Source organism: Chryseobacterium sp. JK1 (genome assembly GCF_050632815.1).
Taxonomy (GTDB): domain Bacteria; phylum Bacteroidota; class Bacteroidia; order Flavobacteriales; family Weeksellaceae; genus Chryseobacterium.
Window position 1 is genome coordinate 287,314 of sequence record NZ_JBODRU010000001.1, and the last position, 16,270, is coordinate 303,583.

Here is a 16,270-nt window from a genome sequence, read left to right on the forward strand (position 1 = left end):
AGGATGAGAAAATATAATGAAAAAGGAGAAATACTTGAAAAAATAGCAGACAGCATCACCTCATGGATTGGCTCTATTCAGTCGCTTATCGTGCATACCCTGCTTTTTCTTACCTCATTTCTGCTCCCTATGGTAAAACTGGTGGAGTTTGATAAGATGCTTCTGATCCTCACGACAGTACTTTCTCTGGAGGCGATCTATCTGGCTATTTTTATTCAGATGTCCGTAAACAAGAGCCACGAGAAAATTGAAGATATTCAGGAGGATATTGAGGAGATCAGTGAAGATATTGAAGACATTCAGGAAGATATTGAGGAGATCAGTGAAGATATAGAAGAGATCAGCGAGGATATAGAAGAGATCAATGAAGATATTGAAGATATCCAGGAAGATATTGAAGAGATCAATGAAGAAGAGGAAGAAGAAGATCATAATGAAAGGGCAAAGAATGTAATTCTTAAAAGCAACGTGAATTCTAATAAGAATGAAATCAAGGCTTTGAAGGATATTATCTCTCAGCTTCAGAATGAAATTGACCAATTAAAAAAAGAGGAAGAATAGAAAATCAACCTTTGAAGATATTTTATTTAAACAAAAACATAAAAGCAGATCATTTTTTGGTCTGTTTTTTTTATTCCTGAAATTTAATCTATTAATTTATGAATAATGTAATAATAAAAAACATTTACTGCTAATATTTATTAAAAAATAAACAGAAAGGCTATTTTGAATTAAAATGATTAAGATAAATTCGCTACATTTGAGCAAACGAAAATAAAATGTTTAATTATAGAGTAAAAAACTATTTTTTCTTTTTTTCCTTTTTGTTGGCCTCTGTTTCTGTGTTTTCTCAAAGAACACCTGCCAGAAAAACGGAAAAGATAAGGCCTTCCACTGCCAGTCTTAGAGCCGGAGCGTTTATAGATGTTAATGTAGCTTCTTATACACCGTCAAGCTATACACCTGAGCAGCTGGTGAAGAATATTCTGATCAATGGCGGTACAAACTGTTCTACTGCCAATGTGACAAACGTTACAGTTTCTCCTAATCATGATGTTGGCAATAGTGATAGATTCTGGGGATACTTTCATAAAGGAACTACAAACTTTCCTTTTACCGATGGAATTGTTCTCACAACCGGTAAAGCTTCGGAAGCGGGAAACAGCTACATTGCCGGAGTAGGAGCATCTGTAGGAACAGGAAGTGATCCGGATCTGGTAACGGCTACGGGTGCAACTGTAAGTTTAACAGACGCGGTAGCTCTGGAGTTTGATTTTGTACCTAATTCTAATCAGGTTAAATTTAATTACATATTTGCTTCGGATGAATATACTTCGAACTATCCATGTCTTGGATATTCCGATGCATTTGCTCTTTTATTAAAGAAAGTAGGAGATCCTACTTATACCAATCTTGCGATATTACCAGGCGGTGCAGGCCCCGTGAGTGCAACCAATATTGTTCCTTCTGGAAATGGATTCTCATGCGGACCCATTAATGCCACTTATTTTGGCGCACTGACAAGCCCGCATTTGGTTACTAATTATTTTGGAAGAACAACTCCTCTTACGGCTGTGGCAGATGTTATCCCTGGGCAAACCTACCATTTTAAAATGGTATTGGCCGATGCAAAAGACCCTTCCCACGACTCTGCTGTTTTCCTGGAAGGAGGATCTTTTGATGTAGGGATTAAAATTGTGGATGAAGCTGGTACTGTTTTACCAGGCAGTATCAATATGTGTGACAATACACCGAAGCCGTTGAAAGCTCAGGTAGCAGCAATTCCGGGAATGACCTTCCAATGGTATAAAGACGGAGTAGCCATTCCGGGAGCAACCAGTGCAGTGTATATTGCGACTCAACCGGGCGTATATACTGTAAAAGTAATGGTACCAGGAAATCAGTGTCCGAGCGAGGCTACGATTACCGTGGTAGGAGGAACAAGTCCTACCGTACAGGATGCGGTGATGAAGCTTTGTACAACGCCTACCATTACAACTTTTAATTTAGAAAATGCTAAACCTTTAATAAGTACTACACCAGGGGCTGTATTTCGTTTTTACCTAAACCAGGCAGATGCTGTAGCTCAAAATAACAGTTTTATTACGAATCTTACTGCCTATAACGGAACAGATGGACAGGTGCTCTATGTTTTCGTTTCAAATGGTGCATTTTGTAGCAGAATTGCAAAGCTGACTTTAAGAAAGGAAGAAACTCCAACAACGCAGCTTATTGCTTCAAAACTGAAAATATGTGTGGGTGAATCGGCATTGTTAACCGCTTCCGGAGGAGTAACCTACGAGTGGTCTGACACTTCAAGCACCGGAGGAATAAGAACAGTGAGTCCTACTAAAACAACCACTTATACCGTATATGCAATAGGAGCTCAAGGATGTAAATCTTTACAACCCGTTCGTGTTACTATTGAGGTTGTACCTGCTATTGTTTCTACATTAAAAGGAGGACATATTTGTAAAGGAGATAAAATTGTTCTGGATGCAGGATCAGGTCCTGGATATACTTACGAATGGAATACCGGAGAAACAACTCAGACGATTACAGCCAGTACTTCGGGAGAATATACGGTAACGATCAGCAATGGAGTTTGTTCAAAAGCTTTCAAAACACAGGTGATTCAGGCGGTTATTCCTGAGGTAACCAAAGTGGATTATAACGAAAAAGGAACCATGATCCTTACCGCAAGCAATCCTAGTAACGGAATATTGGAATACTCAATTGATAATGGAGTGACATGGCAATCTTCGAATACATTCAATAATGTTCCTAAAAATAAGGTAATCGCCATTAGAGTACGGGTAAAATATACAAGCTGTGTGGGCTTTCTTGAATATTTTACATTCGTTATGAAAAATGTAATTACACCGAATGGAGATAATATCAACGATATCATAGACTTCAGTGGTGTTATAGATTATAAAGACTTCAGTGGGCAGGTTTTCGACCGTTATGGAAAAGAAGTTTTCAAGGCACAAAAGATTCGACCATATTGGGACGGGTATTTCCAGGGCAAGAAGCTTCCTACTTCATCATACTGGTATCAGGTAACCTTTGAAGATCCGGCCAGTAAACAGCTTACTGTGAAAACAGGTTGGATATTACTTAAGAATTTAGAGTGATTTTAAACTATAATTGAAAGACTGGCGGTATTGTCAGTCTTTTTTTATTTTATTAGAATAAATAGAGTTGATATTCTACGATAAATAAATTTACATTAGTAATAATGTAAATTATGTTAAGTTGAATTTTAATTAAAAAAAATAGTATTTTTGTTTAAAATAATATAAAATGTTAAATAGGAGGATAGGAAATTTATTTTTAATATTGTTTTTCGCCTTTATCGGGAATTTTATCCTGGGTCAGGGTCAGGACAGATCACGCTTAATTAATACAAAGAGACCTTCTTCTTCAGCAATGAGGGCGGGGGCTTTTATCGATGTTAATGCTGCAAGCTATCCTGAGTCCAGTTACAATATTGAACAGTTGATAAAGAATTCTCTTATTTCCGGAGGAACCTGTGTTTCTTCCAGTATAAGTAATGTTGTGGTATCGCCCAATTTAGCGGCGTCCAATCCAAATAGGAGCTGGGGATATTTTAACAAAGCTTCAACCAATTTTCCTTTTGCTAAAGGAGTAGTGCTTTCAACAGGATACGTTAATAAAGCAGGAAATGTTTATCAGCCCAACTTAAGTGACGACTTGGGAACTGCAGGAGATATTGATCTTGCCAACGCTTTAGGAATTAATAATAACAGGTTAAAAGATGCCACGTATATAGAGTTCGATTTTGTGGCGGTTTCTAATGAAATTGCATTCCGTTATTTATTCGCTTCAAAAGAATATGATCCCAACTACCAGTTTCCTTGTAGAATTACAGATGGTTTTGCATTATTGCTGAAAAAAGCTGGTGATCCTACCTATACGAATCTGGCAGTACTTCCTGGAGGAGCAGGACCTGTAAGTGTAACGAATATTCACCCAACAATTCCTGCCGGAAACTCTGCAGGTTGTGCCGCGGTGAATCAAGCTTATTTTGGAGGGATAAACACTGCGCATATTGAAACAAACTTTGATGGGCGTACTGTTCCCTTAACGGCAAAAGCTACCGTTATACCGGGACAGACTTACCACTTCAAAATTGTACTGGCAGATTATGATGACTCAAGTTTTGATTCTGCCGTATTTTTTGATGGAGGATCCTTTGATCTGGGAGTGAATATTTTAGATGCATCCGGAGCTCAGCTACCGGCTTCTATTAATGTATGTGATAATGCTCCACAGACTTTTACAGCTTCTGTACAGTCTACGAATGTTACTTATCAATGGTTTTTAGGAACCACTCCTATTCAAGGAGCGACAAATGCAAGTTATACTGCAACACAGCCAGGTACCTACACCGTTAAAGTGTATATTGTAGGAAACAGCTGTCCTGGAGAAGCTTCCGTTACCATCGTTGGAGGAACAACCCCTACTGCTCAGAATGCAACATTAACGGCCTGTTATGCTCCTGGAAATGCAACGTTTAATTTACCTTTAGCACAACCTGCAATAAGTACGACGCCGGGTGCTGTATTTTCCTATTATCTGACACAGGCAGATGCTCTGGCAGGTAATGCGAATACCATTCCTACACCTACGGCTTACTCAAACCCTGGGGGACAGACAATATATGTAAGAGTAAGAAATGGTTTTTGTTCAAAAGTAGTACAGTTGCAGCTGGTAAAAGCTCCGCAGATGACAGCTTCTATTGTGCCGCCACCAATACTTACCTGTGCCAGTTCTCAAACCACACTGAATGCATCTGCTTCAGTTTATCCTGCGGGATCTACTTTCACATGGACTACCACAGGAGGGAATATTGTTTCGGGAGGAAATACTTTAACACCGGTTATTAATGCTCCGGGAACATATACTTTAACTATCGCTCAGACTTATCAGCCGGGGAATGTAAACTGTACATCCGTAGCAAACGTTACTGTTACAGGCGACAGTGCACCACCGGTTTCAGGAATTACAGCGAGTAAAATAAAAATATGTAAAGGCGAATCTGTTATCCTTACGGCTTCAGGAGGAGTGACGTACAACTGGGTGGGCCTTCCGGGAAATGGAAATACACAAACCGTATCACCAACCACTACAACTACTTATACTGTAACAGCCGTTGGAGCTAATGGATGCGTATCTCAAAACCCAGGTACAATAACAATTCAGGTATCAGAACCTTTTACAGCTCAAAATGCGGTATTGCATAAATGCTATCAGCCGGGATTAACTTTTAACCTTACAGAAGTTGAAACTCAGATTACTTCTGCTACGGGAGTTACGTTTACTTACTATATTAATCAGGCGGATGCCAATGCTGCCAATGGTAATTTTATAAACAATCCTACCACATATGCTCCACCGACAAACCAAACTATTTATGTATTGGCAAGCAATGGCGGTTGTAGCTACGTAGTCTCTCTGCAATTGATAAAGACTGCAGAAACGACATTAACAGCCGCAGCGGTTCCAACTATTACGTGTACAACACCTCAGGTAACCATCAATGCCTCTGCATCTGTAATACCAACAGGCTCTACCATTGCATGGACTACGACTGGAGGAACTTTTGTTTCAGGGGCTAATACACTTACCCCAATTGTAAGCGCAGGCGGAGTTTATACTCTGACAGTAACCAATATTTCTCAACCAGGAAATCTAAGCTGTACTTATACGATGAATGTAACAGTATTGGAAGATAAGGTAAAGCCAATTGCAGCATTGGTTTCATCTCAACCTCGTATCTGTGAAGGAGAATCAGTTACTCTTACTGCTTCAGGCGGGGTGACGTATAACTGGGGAGGTGGTCTTACCGGAAATGGAAGCACTCAGGTAGTTTCTCCAACCACTACAACTGTATATACCGTATATGCGGTGGGAGCTAATGGATGTATTTCTGCAACACCTGCAACCGTTACGGTTCAGGTAGGTCCGCCAATTGCAGGAATTGCAGCCTCTAAATCCAAGATTTGTGCAGGAGAATCTGTTACCATTACTGCTACTGGAGGAGTTACTTATAATTGGATCGGTCTTACCGGGAATGGTAATACTCAGGTGGTAACACCTACAACAACTACGGTATATTCAGTATATGCGTTGGGAGGGAATGGATGTAGCTCTCTGGATCCTGCCACTATTAAAATTGAAGTTGTTCCGGCTATTGTTTCCACAATGCAGGATGTGTATGTGTGTTCAGGAGATAATGGGACACTGGATGCCGGGCCGGGACCAAACTATACTTATTTGTGGAATACGGGAGCAACCACCCAATCCATAACTACGAATGTGCCTGGAACGTACTCTGTAACAATAAGTAATGGCGTATGTTCTAAGACATTCTCCGCTCAGATTATTAACCCGGATCTTCCACAATTTACGAATGTGGTGTATGATAATCATATTCTTACAGTTACCTCGAGTAATCCGACAGGTGGTATATTAGAATACTCTATAGATAATGGATTGACGTGGCAGGGATCTAATGTATTTTACGGTATCTTAAATAATACAATGTATAGTCTGATGGTGAGAGTGAAAGGAGCAAAATGTGGAACTACACTGGATTATTTCACATTGGTGATCAGTAATGCAATCACTCCGAATATGGATGGTGTAAATGATACCATAGACTTCACAGGAATTAGCGGATATAAAGACTTTGCTGCTTCTATTTTTGATAGATATGGAGCTGAGGTATTTAAAGCCGGAAAAGGAGATGTTATATGGAGAGGATCGCTAAAAGGAATCAATCTGCCAACCGGTACATATTGGTATAGAGTGCAGTGGGAAAATCCTGCAAGCAAGAAAATGGAACAACGGTCAGGTTGGATATTATTGAAAAACAGAAATTAAATAAATAGACAAAAAATCTTTCAGAAATGAAAGATTTTTTTTTTGTTTTTATGTATGATGTTATGTTATAAATGAAGAGAAACATAATAGGATAATATTTTCTATAAAAATTTCGTTTTTGAATAGAAAACGTAGAATCTTGGAAATTTAAATTATTACGAAATGAAGACTATTTTTATTAAATATTGAACATTTTGGAGGGTATTGTGCTATCTGTATTTTACTGAAATGAGTTTTGTTAATAAGAATTTCTCTTAAGAGTATTGTGTTTTTATATTTTTATTGTAAAAATAATGAATATGTGTGTGGTATATTTAAAAAAAAATTAAATTTGTTGAAACAAAAATATTATGTCAAGATTTCTACCGCTTTGTTTATTTTTTACCGTCATCTCTAATCTATTATTCTCACAAAATCAACCTACGTACCCCCGAAAAGGTGTAAAAGAACCTACATCGGCAATGTCTCGAAGAGCAGGGGCTTTTATTGATGTGAATTCACCTGCGTATCCCGCAAGTAGTTTTACAATAGAAAAGATGGTAAAAGATGTATTGATCTCTTCAGGAACCAATACTTGTTTGACTCCCAATGTAAGCAACGTAAAAATTACCCCGAATCATGCACCTACCAATGCAGACAGAGCATGGGGATATTTTCATAAGGCTACAACTAACTTTCCTTTTAAAGATGGTTTGATACTTTCTACAGGATATGCCAGAAGAGCAGGTAATTCTCTTGAAGCCGGTACTCTTGGAGATAGCAATGGAGGAGGGTCTGATCCCGATCTGGCACAGGCTATCGGAGTACCTGAAGTTAATTTGTATGATGCCGTACTTCTGGAATTCGATTTCGTACCTACGACCTCTCAGATTAAATTTAATTATTTGATTGCTTCCGAAGAATATACAAGTACTTTCCCTTGTAATTATGCGGATGCTTTTGCGATATTACTTAGACCAACTGCGGGAGGACCTTATGTAAACATGGCTGTACTGCCAAACGGAGCAGGACCGGTAAGTATTACCAACATTCACCCGGCCATTGGAACAACTTGTGGGGCGGTGAACGAACAATATTTTGCAGGATATAACACAGCAAACGTAGAAACAAATTTTAACGGTAGAACTATTCCACTTACAGCAACAGCTACTGTAGTGGCAGGTCAGCAGTATCATTTTAAAATGGTAATTGCAGATTATAATGACCATAGCTATGACTCTGCTGTATTTTTGGAAGGAGGATCTTTCAACATTGGAGTTGATCTTTTAGATCCTTCAGGAGCAAAACTTCCTTCAGATATTAACGTATGTGATAATGTACCTCAGGTGATTACAGCTTCTGTAAGTGATCCTAACTTAGTATATCAATGGTATTTTAATGGAGCCGTAGTACCTAATGCGACTACCAATTCCATTACAGCAACCCAACCAGGTACTTATACTATTGAAGTAAGTGTTCCTGGGAACCCATGTCCGGGTAAAGCTTCCATACAGATTCATGGTGGAACTACACCACAGGCTCAGGATGCTACTTTGCTGCTTTGTACCACACCGGATATTACCACTTTCGATTTAAGTACAGTGATGCCGCTCATAAGCCCTACACCTGGAGCTATCTTTAAATTCTATGTAAATCAGGCAGATGCCATTGCACAAAATGGAAATTATATCCAAACCCCTTTAAATTATAATGGAAACGACGGACAAATCCTTTATGTAGTTGTTTCAAACGGTGGTTTCTGTAGCAAAATGGTTGAACTGAAGCTACTAAAAGAAACAACCCCAACAGCTAAAGTAAAATCTTCAAGAATAAAAATATGTCCGGGAGAATCGGTAACACTTACTGCTGAAGGAGGTGATACTTACGAATGGAGCAATTTCCTGGGAACCGGAAATATGCAGACCGTTACTCTATATCAAACAACAACATTTACAGTATATGCATTGGGAACAAAAGGTTGTAAATCTTTGAACCCTGCAACCATAAGAATTGAAGTTACTCCTGAAATCACCTCACCGCTTAAAGACGTTGAAATATGTGTAGGAGATAAAGTGACTCTTGATGCAGGCGCAGGCCCAGGATTTAAATACCTTTGGAGTACAGGAGCAACTACTCAGAAAATAGATGTAGATCAGTGGGGAATTTATTCTGTAGAAATTGATAACGGTTTCTGTAAAAAGATTTTTGAAGCCAAAGTAATGGGAGCAGCAACTCCTTTTGTAACAGGTCTAAACTATGAAAGCATCAAAAAGACCGTAACGATTACTGCAGAAAATCCGCCAATGAATAATTTACCAAGCACTTTGGAATATTCAATTGATAACGGAATCACGTGGCAGGATTCAAACGTATTTTCCAATCTTTTAGATAATACCAATTATACTGTTTTAGTAAGAAGAGTAGGAACGCACTGTATTGGTTCCTTAGACTTCTTTACTCTGCAGATCAACAATATCATTACTCCAAACGAAGACGGAATCAATGATGTGCTGGATCTTAAATCATTTGGACAATTCAAAAACTTTACAGGTTCTATCTATGACAGATATGGAGTAGAAATGTTCAGATTCTCAAAAGACACTCCTATTTGGGACGGAACAGTAGGAGGGAAGAGATTGCCTACCGCAACATACTGGTATAAATTTAATTTTGAATACCCGAAATCAAAAGCTCAAATGAACTGGTCCGGATGGATTATGCTGAAAAATAGAAATTAATATTGATAATGTATAATAATAAACCGGCTGTCTCAGAAATGAGACAGCCGGTTTTGTTTTGTTCCGATGTAATACTAAAAAAGAGACTGAACATAGGTAGAACAGCCTCTTTTTATTAATGATGAACCTAATGGCTGATAAAGCCTTTTCGGTTACAAATGGATTATTGATTTTCTTTCCAAAGATTAGCAAAACCGATGAAATCTGTTACACTCAGTTCTTCTGCTCTTTTGTCTAAAAACTCATGACCTTTCAGCGCTTCCGGAATGTTCAATATTTTCAATGCATTAGAAAGCTTTTTTCTTCTTTGGTTGAAACCTGCCTTTACAATCTGCTTAAAAAGTATTTCATTACCTGCTAAACCTTCTTTAGGATTTCTTGTCAGTCTGATAACTCCCGATTTTACTTTAGGAGGCGGATTGAATACATTCTCATGAACGGTAAACATATACGATACATCGTAATACGCCTGAATCAGGACAGATAGAATACCATAGTCTTTAGTTCTGGGTACCGCAGCAGTTCTTTCAGCTACTTCCTTCTGGAACATTCCTACCATCTCAGGGATCTGCTCATAATAATCTACAATCTTGAATAAGATCTGCGAAGAAATATTGTAGGGGAAATTACCAATGATGGCAATCTGCTCATCTTTAATAAAATTGAAATCCTGCTTCAGAAAATCACCTACAAAAGTATTTTCTGTTGCTCTCGAATAGTTCTTTTTCAGGTATTCAATAGATTCCGTATCTATCTCTGCAAGATAAATGTTCTGTTCCTTTTCGAAAAGATATTTGGTAAGAACCCCCATTCCGGGACCTACTTCCATGATGTTATTATAGTTCTCAAAACTAAGACCTTCTACGATTTTTCTTGCGATATTTTCATCTGTCAGGAAGTGCTGACCAAGATGTTTTTTTGCTTTTACACTCAAAGTTTTTTATGATTTTATTAACAATGATTTTCTTTATTTCGTCCCAAATTTCGGAAGTTTTTTTCTATTTTAGCCAAAAATTTTAATATTAATGGCTAAATCTGTAGATGAATTTAATAAGAAAAGGCTTCGGTCCAGCAATATTACGGTAGTGATAAGTATTGCTTTAGTGCTGTTTTTGTTGGGATTAATGGGGCTTATTTTAATTAATGCCCAAAAGTATTCCGACTACATCAAAGAACAATTGGTAGTAAATGCCTATTTTGATGAAAACTATGATGCTAAAGACTCTATTAAAATTGCAAAACTAGAGGACGAAACTTTTAAACAAGTACAGATGTTGGCTCCTGTAAAAAAGGCAACCTATATTTCCAGAGCAATGGCTGCCAAAGAAGCTAAAAGAAGTATGGGTATTGACAGCGATGCTTTATTTGAAGAAAATATTTTCCCTTCATCCATTGAAATTGCTTTAAAGCCTGAATACGTAGATCCTACAAAAATTGACGAAGCAATCAAAGTCATCAAATCCGTTCCGGGAATTATAGATGTGAAGAATGACAGTACTTTGATGGTGGATGTATATAATAACCTAAGCAGAATCTTAAAGTGGATCTTAGGATTTTCAATTCTGTTTTTGGTATTGGCAGTGGTATTGATTAACAATTCCATCCGTCTGAAAATATTTTCCAAGAGATTTATCATTAAAACCATGCAGTTAGTTGGCGCAAAAAGAAGATTCATCCTTAAGCCGTTTATTGTAGAAGCTATTATTTTAGGAGCCATAGGTTCCGTAATAGGACTTATTGCATTAGGTGGAGTTTGGTATTACTTCACAAGTCAGATTGGTTCGGCATTCGTACCGGATAATAATCAATATTTCTGGCTGGTAGTTCTGGTACTGGGAGTAGGAATTTTCATTTCTGTCTTAAGTACAATTTTCGCTACATGGAGATTCTTAAAATCAAACGTTGACGATTTATACTATTCTTAATAATGAGTAAAAAAACAAATAAACTTTCTGCTTCAGATTTTGGAAAAGAAGCAGAAGTACCACAGGAAAACACATTTTATTTCGGACAGCAGAACTTCAAATGGATGCTGATCGGGTTGGCTTTCATCGTGGTAGGGTTTCTCCTGATGATGGGACCGGATGCCAATACGATAGACGGTAAATTGGATCCCAACTCATGGAATGATGACATCTTCTCTATCAGAAGGATCAGAATAGCTCCTCTTTTTGTTGTAATTGGTTTTGCAATAGAAGTGTATGCTATCTTAAAAAGAAAATAAATAAATTTTACATTTAGAGATTAAGAGATTATGAAGTGTAGTATATCTGCTAGATTTCAGAATCTCTTAATCTTTTAATTTTTTAAAAGAATATGGATTTAATCAAAGCAATTATTATTGCCATTATAGAGGGGCTTACAGAATATCTTCCGATTTCCTCTACCGCACACATGGGATTCACTGCAAACCTTATGGGGCTGGAAGAAACTGAATTTTTAAAAATGTTTCAGGTTTCTATTCAGTTTGGTGCTATTTTATCAGTTTTAGTGGCTTACTGGAAAAAGTTTTTTGATTTAAATAATATTCAGTTTTACTTTAAACTGGCTTTTGCAGTAGTTCCTGCGTTGATTTTAGGATATTTATTTGATGATAAAATTGAGGCTGTTCTTGGAAATCAGATTGCTATTTCTTCAGTATTGGTACTGGGAGGGATTGTTTTGCTGTTTGCCGATAAGTGGTTTAAAAATCCTAAAATTGATGACGAAAAAGGAATTACCATCAAAAAGGCAGTCACTATTGGATTTTGGCAGTGTCTTGCAATGATGCCGGGAACTAGCCGTAGTGCGGCATCTATCATTGGAGGGATGACACAGGGGCTTACAAGAAAAGCGGCTGCAGAGTTTTCTTTCTTTCTTGCAGTTCCTACCATGTTAGCGGTAACTGTTTATTCTGTTTTTGTTAAAACCTGGGGTAAAGAAACTCCCAATCCACAGAAAGGATATGAAATGATCATGGCATCACAGGATCATATTATGATCTTTATCGTAGGAAATGTAGTGGCATTTATCGTTGCTCTTATCGCCATCAAAGCATTTATTGGAGTGCTGAATAAATATGGTTTCAAACCTTGGGGATGGTATCGTATTTTTGTGGGAGTGGCTTTGCTAATCTATTTTTACTTCTTTAAATAAAAGAACACTTATTCATTCATGACCGCTGAAGATCTACAATCAGGACACATATTTTTATTAGATAAGCCATTGGACTGGACTTCCTTCCAGGCTGTCAATAAAATGAAATATAAACTTAAAAGGGAATTCAATCTTCCTAAAAAATTTAAAATTGGGCATGCAGGAACACTGGATCCCAGAGCAACAGGACTTTTGATCGTTTGTTGCGGAAAATTTACCAAAAAGATTCCCGAAATTCAGGATGCTCCTAAAGAATACTGGACAGAGATCAAAATCGGGGTACAGACTGAATCTTACGATACTGAGAAACCGGAAATCCTTCATCAGGATATCACCCATATTTCAGAAGATCAGGTAAAAGAAGCTTTAGAGAAATTTGTCGGAGAAATTGAACAGAAACCTCCCATTTATTCTGCCATAAAGATTGATGGCGAAAGAGCTTACAATCTTGCAAGAGCAGGAGAGGAAGTGGAGATGAAATCCAGAAAAACAACCATCCATTACATTAAAGATATTACCATCAATTTTCCTTTAGTAAGTTTTACTGTAGGATGTTCAAAAGGAACCTATATTCGAAGCCTTGCTCATGATATCGGTCAGGAATTGGGAGTTGGAGCATATCTTACCCAATTGAGACGTACAAAAATCGGGGACTATGCGATTGAAAATGCGACTGATCAGTTTTTAAATAATGAATTTAGATTCGAAAATTTATAATCACATTTCATCTTTTATTCTTTACAATAGTTAAACAATAAAGATAAACTTAAAATACCATGAAAACAAAATTATCCATGCTCCTTACAGTATTGGCATTGTGTAAGGTATTTGCTCAGGATACGGAACAGAAAAAACCGAAAATGGATTTTTATTTTAATCCCTCTCTCAGTGTAGGTTTTAATATTAATAAAAGAAATGAAAGTTCCCATTCGCAATATATTGAATCTAAGCCATTATTAGGTAAATTTACCTATGGAGTGACGGCGATAGGAGGATATCATTTTCTTCCTAATTTTGCGATAGGAACAGGATTCAAATATAGCTTTGCCCAGGACAATTATCATCTGATCTATTGGGTTATTCAGCCGAAAATCATTTTTTCACCTGGTGACCGCCCTTTTTTCATAGATCTTAATTATGGAAAACAGCTTAATCGTTCTGCCGTTTCAGACACAGAATTTTGGGGAGGAAAAATTGGAATGCAGGTTTCTTATTCAAAAAGATTAAGCCAGGAAGGAGGTTTGGTTTTTGAATCCCATCATCTGAAAAATGGTGACAATGGAGCGTTCATAGGATTGAGCTATGGAATTACAGTATTTAGTAATAAAAATTATACCGGTTACGGGATAGACTAATGGAAAAGACACGTATCAATAAATATTTATCAGAAGTAGGATACTGTTCTAGAAGAGCAGCCGATAAATTGCTAGAAGAAGGCAGAATTAAAATTAATGGAAAAATTCCCGAATTGGGAACCAAAATTTCTGATGATGATCTTGTGGAAGTCGATGGAAAACCCATTCGTGAACTTCAAGAAAAACCTATATATATTGCTTTCAACAAGCCGGTTGGAATTGTTTGTACTACCGATACAAAACGTGAAAAAAACAATATCGTAGACTATATTAATCATCCAAAAAGGATTTTTCCAATCGGAAGGCTTGATAAACCCAGTGAAGGCTTGATTCTTCTAACCAGTGATGGTGATATCGTAAATAAAATTCTTAGAGCCAGAAATAATCACGAAAAAGAATATCTGGTACGGGTAGATAAGCCGATTACGCCAAGATTTCTTGAAAAAATGAGAAATGGAGTTCCTATTTTGGATACCGTAACCAAAAAATGCGAGGTGGAAAAAATTGATGAAATGAATTTCAGAATTGTTCTTACGCAAGGGCTCAATAGACAGATCCGTAGAATGTGTGAACATCTTGGATACGAGGTGAAAAAGCTGAAAAGGATCCGTATTATGAATATCAAATTGGATCTTCCCATCGGAAAATGGCGAGATTTAACCAATGAAGAATTGAATGCATTGACCAATTTACTTACAGATTCAAGTAAAACAACCGATTAAGATTATTTAATTTTAAGTTATAAAAAATAAGCAGGAAATATTTCCTGCTTATTTTTTGTCTGTTGTTATTAATGAGCTATTTCTTTATAAAATTCACATATTGGTGTAATATTTTAAGTTTTTTATTGGATTAGTGTTATATTTATAATACAAAACAATTGAAAACCATGAAATTAAAATTTAAACACATTCCCTCGTTTATCATTATTCTGATGATACTTTCTAATTGTCAACACGACAATCACCCAGAGATTCCACACGATACAGCTTTTTATATTGACTATAGAAGCCTGACAGGACAATCAGATGGAATTGCCGTCTTAGAGCTAGATCCAGAAGCTCCTGATTTTGGAAATATAAGCAGTAAACTTGAATTAGGTGTTGGTGTACTGCCTCATCATATTTATTATAACCAGAGCGCAAATAAGCTATATACAACTGCATTGGGCGGAAGCTACCTATATGAAATAAAAAGTGAAAAAGACAAAATCGGACAACCCAAATTAGTAAGTGCAACACCTATTAATACAGGAGAGAATACGGTAGGAGAAAATTTATTTTTCACCAATGACGGAAGGTTTTTTATGACTTTTATGGGGGGAGCAGGAGGACTAAGAGACGGCAGTGTAGGTGTTTTTAATGCTAGTAATAATCAGCTTATCAAAACCATCAAAGCTCCAATTCAGGACAATCCAAATAAATTTATCATGTATCCGCATGGCATTTCTGTAAATGAAGAAAAAGGACTGATGATGGTAACTTCAACCATTCATCCGGATCTTACCAGCGGTTTTGGAAATACCTGTACTTTGTTGGATTTAAATACTTATGAGTTAAAAGAGACATATCAGATTGCAGACTCGCCAACAGATATGTCCAGTCCTGTAGAAGTGTTGTTGCTTCGTGGTAAATTTCCACAATATGCCCTTGCGACTACCATGCTCGGAGGAGATATCTGGATTGCCCCCTACAATGCTGCAACTAAGAAATACGATGCTTTTACCAAAATATTTGATGGAAGTACACAGGGATTAGGTTGGACTCTCGAAATGTATATTGATGATAATAACAGGTTGTACGTAAGCTTTGCAGATCCTGGGAAAGTCCTTGTCTTTAACATCAGCAATCTTCCCCAATTAAAACTCTTAAAGACCCTTACAGCAGATAAAGGAGCACATCATATGGTTTTCTTTAAAACTAAAAAAGGAAAAGAAGTAGTAGCAGTACAGAATAATCTACTGAATATACCTCATTTAAATTCCGGAACCATTAGCGTCATTGAAATCGAGTCAGGAAAAACGCTGGGAACAGTTGATTTACGTGGCAAATATGGAATACTCCCTGAATCAATAGAAGGAACCAATGGCCCTAGCAGTTATATGCATCACTAAAGCATAATCCAATTTTGAATATTAATGACTCCCCAAAA

The 16,270-nt window shown here is 37.2% G+C and carries 12 protein-coding genes; 11 read left to right on the forward strand and 1 reads right to left on the reverse strand.

The features are described from left to right. Window positions 1–3 precede the first annotated feature (3 nt). From ACQ76T_RS01370 to ACQ76T_RS01385, 4 genes are all read left to right on the forward strand, one after another. Window positions 4–561, forward strand: coding sequence for a hypothetical protein (locus ACQ76T_RS01370; protein WP_422691479.1), 558 nt, complete (start codon window positions 4–6; stop codon window positions 559–561). Between the two features lie 218 nt (window positions 562–779). Next, the gene (locus ACQ76T_RS01375) at window positions 780–3,137 is read left to right on the forward strand and encodes a choice-of-anchor L domain-containing protein (RefSeq protein ID WP_431341561.1); all 2,358 of its coding nucleotides are present in this window, start codon (window positions 780–782) and stop codon (window positions 3,135–3,137) included. Between the two features lie 169 nt (window positions 3,138–3,306). Beyond that, window positions 3,307–6,912, forward strand: coding sequence for a choice-of-anchor L domain-containing protein (locus tag ACQ76T_RS01380; RefSeq protein ID WP_431341562.1), 3,606 nt, complete (start codon window positions 3,307–3,309; stop codon window positions 6,910–6,912). A gap of 350 nt (window positions 6,913–7,262) precedes the next feature. Continuing rightward, a complete protein-coding gene (locus ACQ76T_RS01385; RefSeq protein ID WP_431341563.1) occupies window positions 7,263–9,629 on the forward strand; it encodes a choice-of-anchor L domain-containing protein in 2,367 nt (788 codons plus the stop codon). Window positions 9,630–9,792: 163 nt separating this feature from the next. Here ACQ76T_RS01385 and rsmA read toward each other — a convergent pair whose 3' ends face one another. After that, the gene (rsmA, locus tag ACQ76T_RS01390) at window positions 9,793–10,563 is read right to left on the reverse strand and encodes a 16S rRNA (adenine(1518)-N(6)/adenine(1519)-N(6))-dimethyltransferase RsmA (protein WP_431341564.1); all 771 of its coding nucleotides are present in this window, start codon (window positions 10,561–10,563) and stop codon (window positions 9,793–9,795) included. A 91-nt stretch (window positions 10,564–10,654) separates the two neighbouring features. Between rsmA and ACQ76T_RS01395 the strand changes: the two genes are divergently transcribed. The 7 genes from ACQ76T_RS01395 (at window position 10,655) to ACQ76T_RS01425 (ending at window position 16,232) form a co-directional block, all read left to right on the forward strand. Then, a complete protein-coding gene (locus tag ACQ76T_RS01395) occupies window positions 10,655–11,554 on the forward strand; it encodes a cell division protein FtsX (RefSeq protein ID WP_431341565.1) in 900 nt (299 codons plus the stop codon). A 2-nt stretch (window positions 11,555–11,556) separates the two neighbouring features. Continuing rightward, window positions 11,557–11,853 (forward strand): DUF3098 domain-containing protein, encoded by a 297-nt coding sequence (locus ACQ76T_RS01400; RefSeq protein ID WP_431341566.1) that lies wholly within the window; start codon window positions 11,557–11,559, stop codon window positions 11,851–11,853. A gap of 92 nt (window positions 11,854–11,945) precedes the next feature. Continuing rightward, entirely contained in the window at window positions 11,946–12,764 is an 819-nt protein-coding gene (locus ACQ76T_RS01405; protein WP_431341567.1) for an undecaprenyl-diphosphate phosphatase, read from the forward strand. A gap of 18 nt (window positions 12,765–12,782) precedes the next feature. Then, on the forward strand, window positions 12,783–13,481 hold the full coding sequence (gene truB / locus ACQ76T_RS01410) for a tRNA pseudouridine(55) synthase TruB (protein ID WP_431341568.1): 699 nt from the start codon (window positions 12,783–12,785) through the stop codon (window positions 13,479–13,481). A 59-nt stretch (window positions 13,482–13,540) separates the two neighbouring features. Continuing rightward, window positions 13,541–14,119 carry a hypothetical protein gene (locus ACQ76T_RS01415; protein WP_431341569.1) on the forward strand — a complete coding sequence of 193 codons (579 nt, stop codon included), beginning with the start codon at window positions 13,541–13,543 and terminating at the stop codon, window positions 14,117–14,119. After that, window positions 14,119–14,841 carry a 23S rRNA pseudouridine(2604) synthase RluF gene (rluF, locus tag ACQ76T_RS01420; protein ID WP_431341570.1) on the forward strand — a complete coding sequence of 241 codons (723 nt, stop codon included), beginning with the start codon at window positions 14,119–14,121 and terminating at the stop codon, window positions 14,839–14,841. The genes ACQ76T_RS01415 and rluF overlap by 1 nt, the downstream gene beginning before the upstream one ends. A 167-nt stretch (window positions 14,842–15,008) precedes the next feature. After that, window positions 15,009–16,232: a YncE family protein gene (locus ACQ76T_RS01425; protein WP_431341571.1), complete on the forward strand. Its 1,224-nt coding sequence runs from the start codon at window positions 15,009–15,011 to the stop codon at window positions 16,230–16,232. Window positions 16,233–16,270: the final 38 nt, after the last annotated feature.

Bases quoted from the DNA above. Each gene is read 5' to 3' on its own strand.
- ACQ76T_RS01380 (WP_431341562.1), top strand. From the start codon at position 3,307: ATGTTAAATAGGAGGATAGGAAATTTATTTTTAATATTGTTTTTCGCC.
- ACQ76T_RS01375 (WP_431341561.1), top strand. From the start codon at position 780: ATGTTTAATTATAGAGTAAAAAACTATTTTTTCTTTTTTTCCTTTTTG.
- rluF (WP_431341570.1), top strand. From the start codon at position 14,119: ATGGAAAAGACACGTATCAATAAATATTTATCAGAAGTAGGATACTGT.
- ACQ76T_RS01395 (WP_431341565.1), top strand. From the start codon at position 10,655: ATGGCTAAATCTGTAGATGAATTTAATAAGAAAAGGCTTCGGTCCAGC.
- ACQ76T_RS01415 (WP_431341569.1), top strand. From the start codon at position 13,541: ATGAAAACAAAATTATCCATGCTCCTTACAGTATTGGCATTGTGTAAG.
- ACQ76T_RS01385 (WP_431341563.1), top strand. From the start codon at position 7,263: ATGTCAAGATTTCTACCGCTTTGTTTATTTTTTACCGTCATCTCTAAT.
- ACQ76T_RS01425 (WP_431341571.1), top strand. From the start codon at position 15,009: ATGAAATTAAAATTTAAACACATTCCCTCGTTTATCATTATTCTGATG.
- ACQ76T_RS01405 (WP_431341567.1), top strand. From the start codon at position 11,946: ATGGATTTAATCAAAGCAATTATTATTGCCATTATAGAGGGGCTTACA.
- ACQ76T_RS01370 (WP_422691479.1), top strand. From the start codon at position 4: ATGAGAAAATATAATGAAAAAGGAGAAATACTTGAAAAAATAGCAGAC.
- ACQ76T_RS01400 (WP_431341566.1), top strand. From the start codon at position 11,557: ATGAGTAAAAAAACAAATAAACTTTCTGCTTCAGATTTTGGAAAAGAA.
- truB (WP_431341568.1), top strand. From the start codon at position 12,783: ATGACCGCTGAAGATCTACAATCAGGACACATATTTTTATTAGATAAG.